This is a genomic window from Bacillus sp. LR_5 (assembly GCF_042709275.1).
Map to the genome: position 1 here is coordinate 38393 of NZ_JAVAXX010000007.1, position 16038 is coordinate 54430.

Below are 16038 nucleotides of genomic sequence, written 5' to 3' on the forward strand. Positions count from 1 at the left end.
AGGGATTCTTCATCTCATCTGATTATAGTAAAAAATGAAGAATCGGACAATCGTGCAATCGTTCCCTCTTTCTACACCATACCCTTTTTCAGCCAAAATCAATCACTATATTTGCGCTTTGGTCCCAGTCAATAGAAACATCAATAGATCAAACAATGATAAATAATAGAATGGAATGATTCACAAGATAAACAAGCAGAGTTATATAGTATGGTTGTAGATCTGGGCAGTTCAATACAAAAATGGACAGGGAGTGGACAAATATGAAGTTCAAGTTCGTTACATATGTTTCAACAGCAGCGGTACTCCCCGGTCTCCTTATGGCATCACAACCTGCTTTTGCAATCACAAGTCTAGCTGATAAAAAAAAGTTCAGCCCTCGAAGTTCTTCTCGATAATCATTATAGATGGAAGCTTCAGACGGCTGCCGATGAAGAATGGTTCCTTTGGACAATTGTTATCCAAACTGAAGATCATGGCCAAGGAGGAACTTACTCTCGATTAAGAAGTCCGGAGAACGTGTGTATATGAGGCTGAAATCCCATGATGGCGACTACAGCACAATAAGCAACTATGATTTCACTTATTCCATAAAGTAAGAACATATATGAATTTACATGAGTGCCGCTGTTCCAATCAGCGGCACTTTTTTTATTAAAGCATGCCCGCCGCCAGATTCCGAGAATATAAGAAAAATAGGCATACAGCACCAGCCTGGCCCCATTTTTCATGATAATCTAACTAACTTAACTATTCATTTTATTTAGGGCTTTCTGCGTTTGACAGCATTTTCCTGAAAACCTACAATTGAATGATAGTGTTTACTATCATTTTTTAAACACAGGCTCCGTCATAAAAAGACTAGAGAGAAAAACAAAATGAAGGAAAGAGGGGTTTCAAATATGTATTCTGTAATATTTCGCCAAGCAGAAGAGTCCAGCCAGCTTGCTGGAGCAAAAGGCATGAACTTGATTAAATTGACCAAACACGGTCTTCCTGTTCCGGACGGGTTTATTATTCAGACGAATGCGCTCGCCCGTTTTATGGAGGATAACCAGCTTCATGAAACTAGCGAAAACATCGAAAGCGGGATCATCGCCGGAACGTTTTCTGAAGAACTGAAACATGAGCTGACAAGTTCCTTCTACAAGCTGAGAGAATCATACCAATCCGTTGCCGTGCGTTCTTCATCTGCCTCAGAAGATTTAGAAGGCGCTTCATTCGCGGGTCAATATGAAACCTACTTAAATATTAAAACAGAGGAAGAGTTTCTCACTAAAGTGAAAGAATGCTGGGCCTCATTTTTCTCTGGCCGAGTCAGCAGCTATAAGAAAAAAATGAATAACCAAATCGCAGAGCCGTTAATGGGAGTTGTCGTTCAGGGCCTGATCGATTCAGAGGTATCAGGTGTTATTTTCAGCCGTAATCCTGTTACCCATGATGATAGAGAGCTATTAATCAGCGCCAGCTATGGTTTGGGGGAAGCTGTCGTTTCGGGAAGTGTCACCCCAGACACATTTATAGTCAATAAATCTTCGTTTGAAATTCAGAAAGAAATAGGTGCAAAGGAAATCTATATGGAGTCTGCAGCAGAAGGAATCACAGAAAAAGAAACGAGCGAAGATATGCGCAGCCGTTTTTGCCTTGCAGATGAACAAGTAATTGAACTGACTGAAATCACGAAAAAAACCGAAGACCTGTACGGATATCCAGTCGATATAGAATTCGGAATCGCTGATCATCAAGTATACCTTCTGCAGGCCCGCCCGATTACAACCATTGATCAGGACAAAAAGGAAGCAGAAGAAGAACGCAGCTTCATGATTACAGACGCTGATATGAATGATTTCTGGCTCAACATGGAGTCAAATATTGAAGGTCCGGTGAGCCCGTTATTTTCATCCTTGATCGTACCGGCATTGGAGTATGGCTTAAAGAAGAGCATGCAAAAGTTCCCGATTGGTGTTGTTGTTGACGAAGTAAAACTTTATCGCGGGCACATTTATTCCAAAAACCAAGGCGGACAACAGCCACCTTCTAAAGACTGCGGCAAAGAGCTTTTTCCAATATTATCGGAGCGTATGTATGACATCATCAATCACACATACCTCCCATTTTATAGAACGCTTGACCAGCTCACACAAACTGAGCATACTGCAGAAAGTGCACTAGATGCTTTTCAAAAATTAAAGGCTTTTTATCTCACGGCTTATGAGGAGCACTTCAATATCGTTTTTCCGCAAGTTCTTCTAACAAACAAATTGCAAGCGATGTACCAACATATTCAAGGAGAATCCCAAAACGCTCATTTTTACGAGATGCTGACAGGCAAAATGAACAAATCACTGGAAACAGACCGCCGCCTGTGGCTATTTTCTGTTGAAGTTCAGGAAAACCCGAATCTGCTGTCCATTTTTGAAAACACCAAGCCGGAACAGCTGCAGGAAAAAATGGAACAAACAGATGAGGGCAGACACTTCCTGAAGAACCTCGATGAATTTTTACAGGAATACGGATGGCGATCTGTAAAGAGCCATGATCTGATTCAAGAGACCTGGGCAGAAAATCCGTATTATGCCCTTGCCAATATTCAAAATTATGTCCGCAATGGCTATCATTTTGACAATGAATTTCAGAAAACGAAAGAAAAACGAGAGAAATTATACAATGAATTCTTTGAAAACATAAATGATCCCGATTTGCGGAAAGAATTTGACCGTTATTATCAGTGGACGTTGAACTCTGCAAATATAAAGGATGATCATCACTTTTATATTGACGCCATGCTGGATGCCAAGGCGAGAGTCTTTTTGCTTAAGGTAGGTGAATTGCTGGCGGAAAACGGTGTCATTCAAAATCGTGAAGACCTTTGGTTCTTATATGATGATGAAGTGGAAAACGCGCTTCTTCACCCTGTATCCCTGCAAGAAAAGGCTGAAAAACGCAGACAGACCTTTCACGAGTATGAGCTTGCTCAAGCCCCTGCCTATCTCGGCACTCCGACAAAAGAACAGCTCAAAGCTGCAGAAGAAATTGTCGGCGCTGTGATAGAGGATGAAAAAAACACGGAGAATCATATTTTTGGCATTGCTGCATCAAGCGGCATTGCAACAGGTCCGGTCAAAATCATTCGGGACGCCAGTGAATTTTCTCAATTCGAGCCTGGGGATGTCCTCGTTTGCAAAATGACCACACCGCTATGGACCAGCCTGTTCCAAGACGCAAAAGCAATTATTACAGATACAGGCGGCATTTTGTCTCACGCTGCAATCATTGCTCGCGAATACGGCATTCCCGCCGTTCTCGGCACACGTACAGCAACGGAAAGACTTCGGGACGGAGACATCATCACTGTTGATGGAAGCAACGGCAAAATCACAGTTGTCAGCCGGGCCTGATGCGTCCTCCCTCTTTCTTATACAAGCGGGGCAGGTGTATACTTGTCCTGCCAGTATATTCGTGAGGTGAAACGTATTGAGACCGACAAACAAGAGAATCCTTGACGCTGCCATGCAGCTGCTTGTCAAAAAAGGATATCGCGCAACGACTACAAAAGAAATTGCAGAAAAAGCAAATGTAAGTGAAGCGACGATTTTCAGGAATTTTAAAAACAAACAGGGACTAGTCGAGGCTTTGCTTTCTCAGCATTCTCCAAACAGAAGCAGCATTCTGGAACAAACTGAAGGCGATTTGTACAAAGACCTGCTTCATATCGGAACCTGTCTCTTAGAGGAGCTGGAACATAGAAAAGATATCATTAAAATCAGCTTTCGTGAACCGGCCATGTTTCAAGATGTCATCAACCACGTAACAGAATATCCCCAATCTATGAAACAGCTATTGGTTGATTATCTCAAAACAATGGGTGAAAAAGGGGTTATTCAGACAGGAAATGAAGCGGAGCATGCCGACGTGTTTATGTCGATTATTTTCGGTTATTTTATTCACCGTCTCCATTTAGGAGACCGGGTGATTTCAATGCCCCAGGAAAAAATGCTGGAGCATAGCACAGCTCTATTTGTCAAAGGAATTTCGTGATGAACTCCTTGGCATAACAAAAAGGAGGATCCCAATGAGTTCAAGAAAAGAATGGGCGCTGATCGTCTCGCTATTATTAGGGGCCATCCTGGTTCCCATTAACTCCACGATGATCGCGGTCGCGCTCTCATCTATATCCCATACGTATAACGAGTCCATCGCCAGCATCACTTGGGTGGTTACCGTTTATTTAATCGTGATGGCAGTCACACAGCCGATTGCCGGAAAACTTGGTGACATGTACGGCAATAAAACCATGTACTTATGGGGCGTCGGCCTTTTTCTAATCGCGTCCTTAGGCTGCGCACTCTCACCGAGCCTGCTGCTGTTGATTGTCTTTCGGGCATTGCAGGCTGTCGGCGGTGCACTGCTTACGCCAAACAGCATTGCCATTATCCGTCACGTTGTTTCTGAAAAACGCCTTCCGAAGGTGTTTGGATTTTTTGGACTTGGCGCAGGACTTGGGGCAGCACTCGGGCCTTTTATTGGCTCTATACTGATTGACAGCTTCAGCTGGCATTCGATTTTTTGGGTCAACATCCCATTTCTCGCCATTGCTTTATTTACGGCATTAACCATGTTCCCTCAATATAAAGAAAATAAATCTGACGCGCCACTGGATATTATCGGCTCTGTCTTGCTTGCAGGCAGCATCGTTTCGATTATCCTGCTGACGAAAAACGAGGCTTCATGGGGCTATGCGGTATACAGTGTATTGATACTTCTTTTTGTCCCGCTTTTTTTCAGAAGAGAAAAACGCACACAGCACCCAATTATTGATTTTACTCTGTTTAAAAGCTCAACCTTTACAAATGCCAATCTATCAGTCTTATTAAGCAATCTGATGATGTATGCCGTTTTATTGATCATGCCGTTATTCATGACGAGCCAATTTGGGCTTAATACGTCTAACAGCGGCATGGCGCTCTCTGTATTTTCGATATTCATGTCGGCCAGCAACTGGGTCGGCGCCCAGCTCCATCACAAATGGGGAGCAAAAAAAATCATTTTTCTTTCATTTGCCATGATGGCTGGAGCGAATCTATTATTTTTGCTGTTAAGCAGCTCACATTCCGTCTTGTTCCTCATGCTCTCTCTTATCCTGGGCGGGCTCGCGTCCGGAGTCGGCCTGACCAGCATGCAGGTGTCTTCCCTTGCCACAGTAGACCCCGGCATGTCAGGAGTGGCGTCTGGTATTTTCTCGACCTTCCGTTATTTCGGAAGCATCATTTCATCAGCCTTAATCGGCTTGATTTCGGGATATCACACCTTATTTATGATTCTCTTTGCTGTATCCATTATTGGCGTTTTTGTTTCATTAGGCATCAAATCTGATGAAACGGCACGGATGGAAAAAAACTCAGCATAACACAAAACAGCCCGGCACCACATCTTCTCGCGGTGCCGGGCTGTCTTTTATGATCCGGACAAAGCGGCTGCTTCGTCTTCACGGTCATCCTTTACGAAAAGGATACCCAATTCATGATGTTCTCCCTCATAAGAAGCTCGCTGATCAAAACGAATTTCTCCATTCAAACCGATAATTTCAAGCTTCACATATGCACGGTTATGCTGGAGCGCTTCATAAAAATCAGAAACATTCTTAACCGGTATGCCATTAACTTTCGTAATGATTTCCCCGATTTTCAATTCCAGATCCTCAGCAGGTGTGTTTGGTATAATCCCAAGCACCATTAAGCCCTGATCACGTTTCGAGAAATAAAACGGAGCCGCGTTATCATTCACCCTTTGCTTAATGGACAGAAAAATACGTCCTAAAACAGCCACACAGACGGCTGCACCCGCAAGCGGCGTCCACAGTAAGCTCGCTGCACCGAGAACTGTGACGGCAAGGCCGAGAATACAAACGCGTTTCGCTGTGATCCTTATGCTCGTTTCAGGCAGCGACCCCTGCACCCTTTGCCCGAATCCGACAAAGTAAGGAATCCATAGAAAATGGAATGAGCCACCAGGAACAGTAAACACAGGCCACCAACTGAGGTGCGATTCTAATCCGTTACCGGGTACGAGAAGGAACAGCGGCAAAAGCCATATCCGGTTTGCCAGCTGCTGTCCAATCGGCAAACCGCGGCTGCTTACGACAAGTGCCGGTGATGTTCTCACATGTGCAGAACGATAAGCAACCGCTCCTTCAATGATAATCAGCAAGCCTAAAAACACACCCATAGCCGGCCAAACGACTGCAAATCCTTGCGGAAATCTCTCTAGAAAAGGCTCCGCCTGATACATTTGCAGTCCAAAACCTATCAGCATACTCACACTGACGATATATGCAGCAGACATCCAGTTTGCGCGAAGAGTGAGCGCTGCCACTGCAGTGATAACGGCAATAATCGCAAGTAAACCGAGAGGAATCGAGATTCCGAGTACGCCTAAAACAACTGACAAAAGGAGACCAGGGATCAGTCCCTTTGTATAAGTAAATTTCAGATCATCATAAATATCTGCTATTCTTGTATGAAAGGTTTTACGTTCCCGTTTGATTCTAACATAGCCGAAAGCCAGGCTTATGATGATAAAAAACCAGAAAAGCGGGTGTAAGAAGAACAGGCCCGCACTTTTTAACAGTTCAATTCCCCATTGAACAGACACTATCTTTCACCGCCTCAAGCCAAACATGTTACTCATATTCTATCAAATATTAAGTGGCTTGGATATCCTCAGGAGGGTTTATCTCTCTTGCGTCATCCACAGCGTGACATTCGATAGTGAAAAATCCTTTAAATAATGGTTTACATCCACATCCAATAACCCGCTGATCAGATGCATCGACCTTTTTATATCTGTCAGATTGATTCCTAGTCGCTTATGGTTTTTCATTAAGTAATTAAAATAATGTTTGGCACATTCTTCATTGATGTCATTTACTGATTCGACATTGGTGTAATTGACCAAATACCTGCTGAATAGCATAAGAAGACTTAGTGCTTTTGTAGCCGAAAATGTTACATCTTGTGTTCTGTCTTTTAATTGTTCAACTAATTCATAATATTTTTTTTCACGCACAATACTTGCCCTCTTCAATTGTGAACCCCCATTTTCTTTATACAGATAAGCACGGGCCAGTATAAGCAGCAGTACTGGAGTGCTAACAAGCATTCTCGCTAACGTTACTCTTTAATACCTGTCGTTCAGCTGCCATAAACCTGATTACTGTTCTTTTTAGAACCTTCTTATATTGTATGAAGTAAACAAAGACTAGGCAACTTGCAAAAGTTTCATTTTAAATGCATATTATCTCGTTAGAAAGTCTCTCTCATATATTGATATCGGGTAATCACAGTCCTTTATAAATGTTTATTTGTGAAAATTTTTTTAATTTCTTGTCAAAAACTCAATTTTTATGTGACTTATGGTTCATTTTATCGTTAAGTATAAAGAAATAGGAGATGGGACACCATCTCCTTTAATTGACAAATAATGATTTAAGCGCTGTTTGAAGCTGCAAGTCATTTTTTTCGTCGGATTTTTTCTTTTCTACCAGCTGATTTAATGCCTCTGCAGTGCGAGTGTCGATTACACCCGTTTTATCCAGCTTATTTTGATCCTGAAAGGCCATAACCGCTTTTTTCATGTCTTTGCTGAAATAGCCATCGTCACGTCCCGGATCAAAGCTCAGGCCTTTTAATAATACCTGTGCATGCTTGACGTCTTCATTGTTCATATCCACTTTAAGCGGCTCTTTCAGCTGCAAGGGCCCGGCGGAAAAATAATCAGGCTGCTTAATTGCAATGGTCGGCTCAATTCCTTTCTTATGAATCCAATTCCCATTTGGCGTCAGCCACTTGTAAAGCGTCAATTTGATGTTGCTGCCGTCTCCCATCGGAACAGCCTGTTGAACCGTTCCCTTACCAAAAGACGTATCACCTACAACATCATAATGCCCTGCTTCTTTTAATGCGCCAGCAAGAATTTCTGATGCGGAGGCACTCCCTTTATCCGTGATCACATTGACAGGATATGATTTTTTATGGGTCAATGTTGAAAAATAACGTTTTTTATCTCCATTGCGTTCAGCAATTTGAATATACGGCTGATCCTTTGTGACGAAGTGCTTCAGAATTTCTTCCACACTTTGAAGATATCCGCCCGGGTTGCCGCGTACATCAATAACGAGGCCTTCTATTCCTTTTTTCTCAAGATCCTTCAGCTCTTTTGCAAAATCCTCCGCGGTATGCTCAGAAAAAGTAGAGATGGCGATATATCCGACAGAATGCCCCTGCACTTTTTTCTCTGAAGCAAAAACCGTTTCGAGCGGAATCTCAGCTCTTTTGATCCGGAATGACAGCTGCTTCTTCGTCCCAGGCCGCTGAATCTTCATTGAAACGCTGGACCCTTTCTTTCCTCTTATTTTTAACACAGCGTGGTTTAAATCCTTGCCGGCCATCGATTCTCCATTGATGCTGATGATTTCATCATTAGGCTTGAGCCCGGCTTTTTCCGCTGGCGATTTCTTAAATGGGGAAACAATAATAATTTTGCCGTCTTCCATTCCAACCTCAGCCCCGATGCCTTCAAATGAGGAATCAAGAGAATCAGAAAATTGCTTAGCCGTCTGCTTGTCCATGTAGACAGAATAAGGATCATTTAGTGTTGACAGCATTCCCTGGATGGCTCCCTCGAGCAACTTTTCTCTATCAACTTTTTCTACGTACTCATTCGAAATTAACTCATACGCTTTTTCGATTTTGTCCATAGCCTTATCCCGTTCAGAGTCAGCTTGTGCCGTCGCGGGAACTGCTGCAGTCTGGGGCTTATCCATCTCAAGCAGGTTTATTCCCGCATATACACCGGCGCCTCCGAACAACATGCTCCCCGCTGCGATCACAGCCATTAATTTTTGCTTCATCCTTTACTCCTCCTGTATGCCAGACTGTCTTTATCAAAACCTAGAGATAGTATATGTAAAGGATGGAGATTTCATGTAATCATAGAAGAAAAAGAAGGCAAAAGAAAAGCCGCCCCGGTAGCGGGACAGCTTTTCTCTTTATACTCGCAGAAACTTGCGGATGGAAGTCAGACTTCCCCATACGCCAATTACGGCGCCAATTGCAATAAGCACTAACGAAATTTGGAATACAAATGGATTATAAGGAAGAAGAGAGACAAATGAACCTTGAACCTTCGGAACGACCCATCCGATGACGTATTGGTAAGTGCTCAGCACCAGTGCGATCGGAATCACTGAACCGAATACGCCAAGCAGCAATCCTTCAAGGAAAAACGGCCAGCGGATAAACCAGTTCGTCGCGCCGACAAGCTTCATGATTTCAATTTCTTTTCTTCTTGCGAAAATTGTAATTTTAATGGTGTTGGAAATTAAGAACATCGCCGTAAATACCAGGCCGATAATTAACGCGATTCCGATGTTGCGGGAAACGCCGACCACTTTAAACAAACGGCTGACCTCTTCTTTTCCGTAAGTAACTTTATAGACATGATCCATTTTTTCAATCTTTTTCGCCACGTTCGGCGTATCATGCGGATCTGTCGTTTTTACGACAAACGCGTCATTAAGCGGGTTTTCCTGATCCTTCATTGTCAGGGATTGTCCACTGTCGCCAAAGCTGTCAACCAGCTGGTCAAGCTCTTTTTCTTTAGATGAAAAAGTGACACTTTGAATGCCCTTTAAATCCTTAATATCGCTCTGCAGCTTATCCTGTGCCTTCTGATCTGCAGTCAGATCAATCAACACTTTGATTTCGACTTGTTTTTCAGCATTCGAAGCCATGTTATTCAAATTCAGCATAATCACTAAAAACACGCCGACTAAAATCAGCGTAACGGTTACAGCACTAATGGATGCAAACGTCATCCATGTGTTTCTCCCGAGAGATTTAAAACTCTCACGCAAGTGGCGCCCGAGAATTTTAATCATATGAACCATACTCCCCTCTTGACTCATCACGCACAATGATACCATCTTCGATTGCAATGACACGTTTCTTAATGGTGTTTACGATTTCTTTGTTATGTGTCGCCATCACGACTGTTGTCCCGCGGTTATTGATTTCCTCCAGCGTCTTCATGACTTCCCAGGACGTATCCGGATCAAGGTTTCCTGTAGGCTCATCAGCAATGACAACATCAGGGTTGTTCACAATTGATCTGGCAATAGATACACGCTGCTGTTCCCCGCCTGAAAGCGTGTCAGGAAATTGTCTTGCTTTATGCTTCAGCTGCACGAGATCAAGCACTTCAAGCACCCGTTTTTTAATGACAGACGGCTGTTCTCCAATCACTTCAAGGGCAAATGCCACATTTTCAAAAACAGTTAGTTTAGGCAGAAGCTTAAAATCCTGGAAGACAACACCTATTTTACGGCGCACAAAAGGAATCTCTTTTTCTTTAATTGTAGCGAGATCTTTATGATTGATTAAAATTTGTCCTTTTGTCGGTTTTTCTTCTCTGTATATCATTTTAATAAAAGTAGATTTACCCGCTCCGCTCGGACCGACAACATAAACAAACTCGCCGGGATGAATGGTAACAGAAATCCCATTGAGCGCTTTAACGCCGTTCGGATAGGCTTTGTATACTTCCTTCATCTCTATCATGAAATCACCTAATCTTTTATGTCATTTTATCTATCACACGGTCATACTCTTCGAATGTATTCGACAATTTATGACCCTTTCATTTGTAAAAAGATGAAAAATCTGAAAGTTTCATTTTTCAACACACTTCATTATACGTCAAATTTAGACATAATACTATTACAGTTTCTTTTCATTCATATTGTCATGGCATAAAAAAATCCTTGCCTGCACTGCGGCAAAGATTTTTCATCTTACTTTTTTTCTGACAGCCATTTGGCAATAACAGCGGCTTCCTTATCATCGACAAGCCCCTTCGGCATATTGCCGCGGCCGTTTTTAATAATACTTTCAATTTTGTCTTCGTCGTATTTGCCTCCGACCTCTTGGAGGTTAGGCCCTGACATACCTTCTAAATCCTTTCCGTGGCAGCCTACGCAGCTTTGCTGATATAATTCTTCCCCTTCAGATGCTGAGGCTTCAGTCTTGCTGCCGGTGTCTGTCTTCTCTTCTTTTGCATCGTTTGAACCGCAGGCAGCCAATAGAACAGAAAGCGCAAATACAAGCATTAGTATCGATAACTTTGATTTCATGTTGAGAAGCACAACTCCTTTACGATCTCTTCCATATTATAACCTCGTTTAAGCGCGTTTGAAACCCTCGCCCAGCACCTCACTCGCATCCGCCACAATCACAAAAGCTGACTCATCAATCTGTTTGACGATTTGTTTCAATTTGGTGAATTCAGTTTGCCCAACCACACACATTAAAATCGGGCGGTCATCGTCAGTATATCCGCCTACCGCGGAAATTTTCGTCACGCCTCTGTCAATTTTCTGTAAAACGGCTTCTTTTACAGCCTGCTCCTGCTTTGTAATAATGAGCGCCATTTTTGAACGATTGAAGCCGACTTGAACGACATCAATCGTTTTGCTGGACACATAGACGCCAAGCATGGCATATAAGCCTTGCTCAATATTAAATACGATCATAGCCGTAACGACAATCAATCCGTCAATGAGGGCGAGACACGTCCCTAATGACAAACCGGAGTACTTATGAATGATCTGTGCAGCCAAGGCCGTTCCTCCCGTCGAGCCTTTCCCTAAGTACACAATGCCAATTCCGACACCAATGCCTACGCCGCCAAAAATCGCCGCCAGAAGCTCATGATGGGTGGCGGGCTGAATATCTCTTGTCAAAAAGACAACAAGCGGCAAAAAAACAGAACCCGCAAGCGTCTTAAGCCCAAATTTTCCGCCGAGCAAAATAACACCGGCAATAAATAAAGGAATATTAATAATCCACTGTACATACGCTGCTTCAAAACCATATGACTGCAAAATCGTGCTGATTCCGCTGACACCGCCGGCAGCAATCTTGTTTGGAAGCAAAAATACATTAAAGGACACACCTGTAATCGCTGCTCCTATTAATATGTATACATAATCACGCAAAACCCGAAGTGTTTGATTCCGTACATCCATCATATATCCTCCGTTTCTTCTAATGCTCTCCGATAGCATTTTAATCCTTCCCTGATTAGATGTAAATAACACCCAAATACAGTGGTAATATGCTAAAGCAGCAGTGAAATCAAGGATATGAAGAAATTAAAAAAACACACCTGTATACATCAGGTGTGTTTTTCTGCTTATGATAGCTTAGAACGCAGGTAGGCATCAATAAATGTATCAATGTCTCCATCCATTACCGCTTGAACGTTCCCCATTTCTGTATTGGTCCGATGGTCTTTTACCATGGAATACGGATGGAATACGTAAGAACGGATTTGGCTGCCCCAGCCGATTTCTTTTTGTTCACCGCGAATTTCATCCAGCTCTGCCTGCTGTTCTTCAATTCTGCGCTGATACAGTTTGGCCTTTAGCATTTTCATGGCTCTTTCACGGTTTTTAATTTGTGAGCGTTCCGTTTGGCACGTCACGACCACATTCGTCGGCAAGTGAGTAATCCGAACGGCTGAATCCGTCGTATTGACGTGCTGTCCGCCCGCTCCGCTAGCACGGTACGTATCAACTTTAATATCCTCCGTACGGATATCAATATCGATCTCATCGTTAAATTCAGGCATGACTTCACATGAAACGAAAGACGTGTGGCGGCGGCCTGATGAATCAAACGGTGAAATCCGCACGAGACGATGGACACCTTTTTCTGCTTTGAGATAACCGTAGGCGTTGTGCCCTTTAATCAGCAATGTAACTGACTTGATTCCCGCCTCATCACCCGGAAGGTAATCGAGCGTTTCCACTTTAAAGCCGCGGCGTTCTCCCCATCTGGTATACATTCTAAGAAGCATAGAGCCCCAGTCCTGTGACTCTGTACCGCCAGCACCAGGGTGCAGTTCTAAAATCGCATTATTTTTATCATACGGCTCACTGAGAAGAAGCTGAAGCTCAAACTCATTGAACTCTTTTGTTAATGATTTTAGTTCTTTTTCAAGCTCAAGCTGGAGGTCAGAGTCCGGCTCTTCCTTCAAAAGATCATGAGTCATTTGCAATTCTTCATGTGATTCACTTAATTTTTTATACGAATTGACATAATCCTTTATACCGTTTGCTTCATTTATGACCGTTTGAGCTTTCTGCTGATCATTCCAGAATTCCGGATCAGCCATTTGTTCATCTAGCTCAGCAATGCGGGCCTCCTTTGATTCGAGGTCAAAGAGACCCCCTAAAGTCCGCTAAACGAGAAGCCATATTTTCGAGCTCTGCTCTGATTTCTGATAATTCCATTCTATTCACCTCATTAAAAGATCCGCGGGCGCCTACAGGCGCCGCGGTCAGTAAACTTGCCCGAGCGGACTATTCAGTCCGGCCGCAGCAATTTTTATATTTTTTCCCGCTTCCGCAGTGGCATGGGGCATTTCGGCCAATATCAACCACTTTGCGAACCGGTGCTTTCTTTGCTTTTTTGTTATCGTCGCCTTCTTGCTGCTGATGAGCCGTTGTCTGGCCCTGTACAACCTCTTCACGCTCCAGATTGTTTTCAATCTCAGCTTTCATCACAAATTTTGCGACCTCGTCCTCGATCGATTCAATCATATTCTCAAACATCGCAAAGCCTTCCATTTGATACTCTCGAAGCGGATTCGTCTGTGCATACGCTCGAAGGTGAATTCCTTGGCGAAGCTGATCCATTGCATCGATATGATCCATCCATTTTGAATCAACGGCTCGAAGGACGATGACTTTTTCGAATTCGCGCATTTGCTCTTCGCCGAATTTCACTTCTTTTTCATTATATTTCGTCATGATGCGATCCATAATGAGTTCATGCATTTCATCCGGCTCTTTGCCAAAGATATCGCTCTTCTCAAGCGCACCTTCATCAAGATAAGTCGTGTTGACAAGCTCAACAAGACCATCAAGCTTCCACTCCTCAGGAAGCTCTTCTCTTGGCGTATAGGCTGCAATTGCACGTTCGAGAGAAGACTTGATCATATTTTCAACGATTTCGCGCAAGTTTTCAGAGTCAATGACTTCAAAGCGCTGCTTATAAATGACCTCACGCTGCTGGCGGAGAACGTCATCATATTGCAGAAGCTGTTTACGTGAATCGAAGTTATTGCCTTCGACGCGTTTTTGAGACGATTCAACCGCGCGGGATACCATTTTGCTTTGAATTGGAGTAGAGTCGTCCATCCCGAAGCGGTCAAGCATTGCCATTGTCCGCTCAGCTCCGAATCTGCGCATTAATTCATCTTCCATAGAAAGATAAAATTGGGTGATCCCCGGGTCTCCCTGACGTCCGGAACGTCCTCGAAGCTGATTGTCAATCCGGCGTGATTCATGGCGTTCCGTTCCGACAACTGCAAGACCGCCAAGCTCTTTTACACCTTCGCCAAGCTTAATGTCCGTTCCGCGCCCCGCCATGTTTGTCGCAATCGTAACTGCGCCTTTTTGGCCGGCCTCTTCAATGATCTGCGCTTCACGTTCATGGTTTTTGGCGTTTAACACTTGATGCGGGATCCCTTTGTTTTTAAGCAGCTTAGAAATCAATTCAGATGTTTCAACCGCAACTGTACCGACAAGAACAGGCTGTCCGGTCATGTAACGCTGTGCGACATCCTCCGCAACAGCCTTAAACTTACCTTCCATCGTGCGGTAAATTAAATCCGGACGGTCGTCACGGACAACAGGCTTGTTAGTAGGGATCGTGACAACCTGCATGTTGTAGATGTTGCGGAATTCTTCTTCCTCTGTCTTAGCTGTACCAGTCATACCGGCAAGTTTTTCGTACATCCGGAAGTAGTTTTGAAACGTAATGGTCGCCAAGGTCATGCTTTCGTTTTGAATCTCAAGCCCTTCCTTTGCCTCAATTGCTTGGTGAAGTCCCTCGCTGTAGCGGCGGCCTTTCATCAGACGTCCCGTGAAGGAATCAACAATAACAACCTGTCCGTCTTCCACTACATAGTCAACGTCCTTCTGCATCGCAGCGTGCGCTTTTAAGGACTGGTTGATATGGTGGTTAAGCGCGACATGTTTCACATCAAACAGGTTATCGATGCCGAACGCTTTTTCTGCCTTCGTCATTCCTTCCTCAGTCAGCTGTACACCTTTTGTTTTGATATCATACGTATAATCCTTCTCTGCTTTTAACGTGCGGACAAAAGCATTTGCCTGCACGTACAGCTTAGTGGATTTCGCAGCTTGTCCAGAAATGATAAGCGGTGTTCTCGCTTCATCAATTAAAATAGAGTCAACTTCATCTATTACCGCAAAATGAAGCGGGCGCTGAACCATCTGCTCTTTATAAAGAACCATATTGTCACGCAAATAGTCGAAACCAAGCTCGTTGTTTGTGGAGTAAGTAATGTCAGCGGCATAAGCTTCCCGTTTTTCGTCTTTTGACATTGAGTTTAAATTTAAGCCGACAGTCATACCGAGAAACTCGAAAATTTTCCCCATCTGCTCAGCGTCACGGCTTGCCAAGTATTCGTTGACAGTCACGATGTGTACGCCTTTACCTGTTAACGCATTTAAATAAACAGGCAGAGTAGACGTTAACGTTTTCCCTTCCCCTGTTTTCATTTCAGCGATATTTCCGTCATGGAGCGCTACGCCCCCCATGAGCTGGACTTTGAACGGAAACATTCCGGTTACGCGGCGCGAAGCTTCACGAACAACAGCGAATGCTTCAACAAGAAGATCATCAGTTGTCGCCCCTTTTTCAAGGCGCTCTTTAAATTCAATCGTTTTATGTTTCAGCGCGTCGTCAGAGAGATTTTCATAGTCTCCGCGAACCGCATCAATATCGTTAGCTATTTTTTCGTATCTATTCAGCGTACGTTTTGTTGGATCAAACATTTTATTTAAAATTCCAAGCATTTATAACGCTCCTCTATCATCACATGCCTGATTTGCAGGCATGTATAAATAATTTACTAGTCCATGTATACCTCTCATTATCATATCATACC

At 43.5% G+C, this 16038-nt stretch carries 12 protein-coding genes; 3 read left to right on the top strand and 9 right to left on the bottom strand.

Annotation, left to right across the window (positions count from 1 at the left end; all coding sequences use genetic code 11):
* Positions 1-902 precede the first annotated feature (902 nt).
* The 3 genes from RAC86_RS03035 (at position 903) to RAC86_RS03045 (ending at position 5407) form a co-directional block, all read left to right on the top strand.
* Complete coding sequence (locus RAC86_RS03035; protein ID WP_072565342.1) at positions 903-3398, top strand: PEP/pyruvate-binding domain-containing protein; 2496 nt, start codon at positions 903-905, stop codon at positions 3396-3398.
* 76 nt (positions 3399-3474) lie between these two features.
* Complete coding sequence (locus RAC86_RS03040; protein WP_014115324.1) at positions 3475-4038, top strand: TetR/AcrR family transcriptional regulator; 564 nt, start codon at positions 3475-3477, stop codon at positions 4036-4038.
* Positions 4039-4072: 34 nt separating this feature from the next.
* Entirely contained in the window at positions 4073-5407 is a 1335-nt protein-coding gene (locus RAC86_RS03045) for an MFS transporter (RefSeq protein ID WP_061187833.1), read from the top strand.
* A gap of 47 nt (positions 5408-5454) precedes the next feature.
* Here RAC86_RS03045 and minJ read toward each other — a convergent pair whose 3' ends face one another.
* The 9 genes from minJ to secA form a co-directional block, all read right to left on the bottom strand.
* Complete coding sequence (gene minJ / locus RAC86_RS03050) at positions 5455-6651, bottom strand: cell division topological determinant MinJ (protein ID WP_014115326.1); 1197 nt, start codon at positions 6649-6651, stop codon at positions 5455-5457.
* Positions 6652-6729: 78 nt separating this feature from the next.
* Entirely contained in the window at positions 6730-7083 is a 354-nt protein-coding gene (gene swrA, locus RAC86_RS03055) for a swarming motility protein SwrAA (RefSeq protein WP_015251121.1), read from the bottom strand.
* A gap of 382 nt (positions 7084-7465) precedes the next feature.
* A complete protein-coding gene (gene ctpB, locus RAC86_RS03060) occupies positions 7466-8908 on the bottom strand; it encodes a carboxy-terminal processing protease CtpB (protein WP_061187832.1) in 1443 nt (480 codons plus the stop codon).
* 138 nt (positions 8909-9046) lie between these two features.
* Positions 9047-9937: a permease-like cell division protein FtsX gene (gene ftsX, locus RAC86_RS03065; RefSeq protein WP_061188071.1), complete on the bottom strand. Its 891-nt coding sequence runs from the start codon at positions 9935-9937 to the stop codon at positions 9047-9049.
* Positions 9930-10616 carry a cell division ATP-binding protein FtsE gene (gene ftsE / locus RAC86_RS03070; RefSeq protein ID WP_003219741.1) on the bottom strand — a complete coding sequence of 229 codons (687 nt, stop codon included), beginning with the start codon at positions 10614-10616 and terminating at the stop codon, positions 9930-9932. Before ftsE ends, ftsX begins: the two co-directional genes overlap by 8 nt.
* A gap of 233 nt (positions 10617-10849) precedes the next feature.
* A complete protein-coding gene (gene cccB / locus RAC86_RS03075) occupies positions 10850-11188 on the bottom strand; it encodes a cytochrome c551 (RefSeq protein WP_014115329.1) in 339 nt (112 codons plus the stop codon).
* A 48-nt stretch (positions 11189-11236) separates the two neighbouring features.
* The gene (locus RAC86_RS03080; protein ID WP_014115330.1) at positions 11237-12082 is read right to left on the bottom strand and encodes a YitT family protein; all 846 of its coding nucleotides are present in this window, start codon (positions 12080-12082) and stop codon (positions 11237-11239) included.
* Positions 12083-12249: 167 nt separating this feature from the next.
* Positions 12250-13351, bottom strand: a protein-coding gene (gene prfB, locus RAC86_RS03085; RefSeq protein ID WP_109491764.1) for a peptide chain release factor 2 whose coding sequence is annotated in 2 segments (ribosomal slippage) — positions 12250-13278 and positions 13280-13351 — 1101 coding nt in all. Because the reading frame shifts where the segments join, the coding sequence is not laid out codon by codon here.
* 69 nt (positions 13352-13420) lie between these two features.
* Positions 13421-15946, bottom strand: coding sequence for a preprotein translocase subunit SecA (gene secA, locus RAC86_RS03090; RefSeq protein WP_014115334.1), 2526 nt, complete (start codon positions 15944-15946; stop codon positions 13421-13423).
* Positions 15947-16038 lie beyond the last annotated feature (92 nt).

Excerpts from the sequence above, each read along its gene's own strand:
- RAC86_RS03035 (WP_072565342.1), top strand. The coding sequence starts at position 903 with ATGTATTCTGTAATATTTCGCCAAGCAGAAGAGTCCAGCCAGCTTGCT.
- RAC86_RS03045 (WP_061187833.1), top strand. The coding sequence starts at position 4,073 with ATGAGTTCAAGAAAAGAATGGGCGCTGATCGTCTCGCTATTATTAGGG.
- ctpB (WP_061187832.1), bottom strand. The coding sequence starts at position 8,908 with ATGAAGCAAAAATTAATGGCTGTGATCGCAGCGGGGAGCATGTTGTTC.
- ftsX (WP_061188071.1), bottom strand. The coding sequence starts at position 9,937 with ATGATTAAAATTCTCGGGCGCCACTTGCGTGAGAGTTTTAAATCTCTC.
- ftsE (WP_003219741.1), bottom strand. The coding sequence starts at position 10,616 with ATGATAGAGATGAAGGAAGTATACAAAGCCTATCCGAACGGCGTTAAA.
- cccB (WP_014115329.1), bottom strand. The coding sequence starts at position 11,188 with ATGAAATCAAAGTTATCGATACTAATGCTTGTATTTGCGCTTTCTGTT.
- RAC86_RS03080 (WP_014115330.1), bottom strand. The coding sequence starts at position 12,082 with ATGGATGTACGGAATCAAACACTTCGGGTTTTGCGTGATTATGTATAC.
- secA (WP_014115334.1), bottom strand. The coding sequence starts at position 15,946 with ATGCTTGGAATTTTAAATAAAATGTTTGATCCAACAAAACGTACGCTG.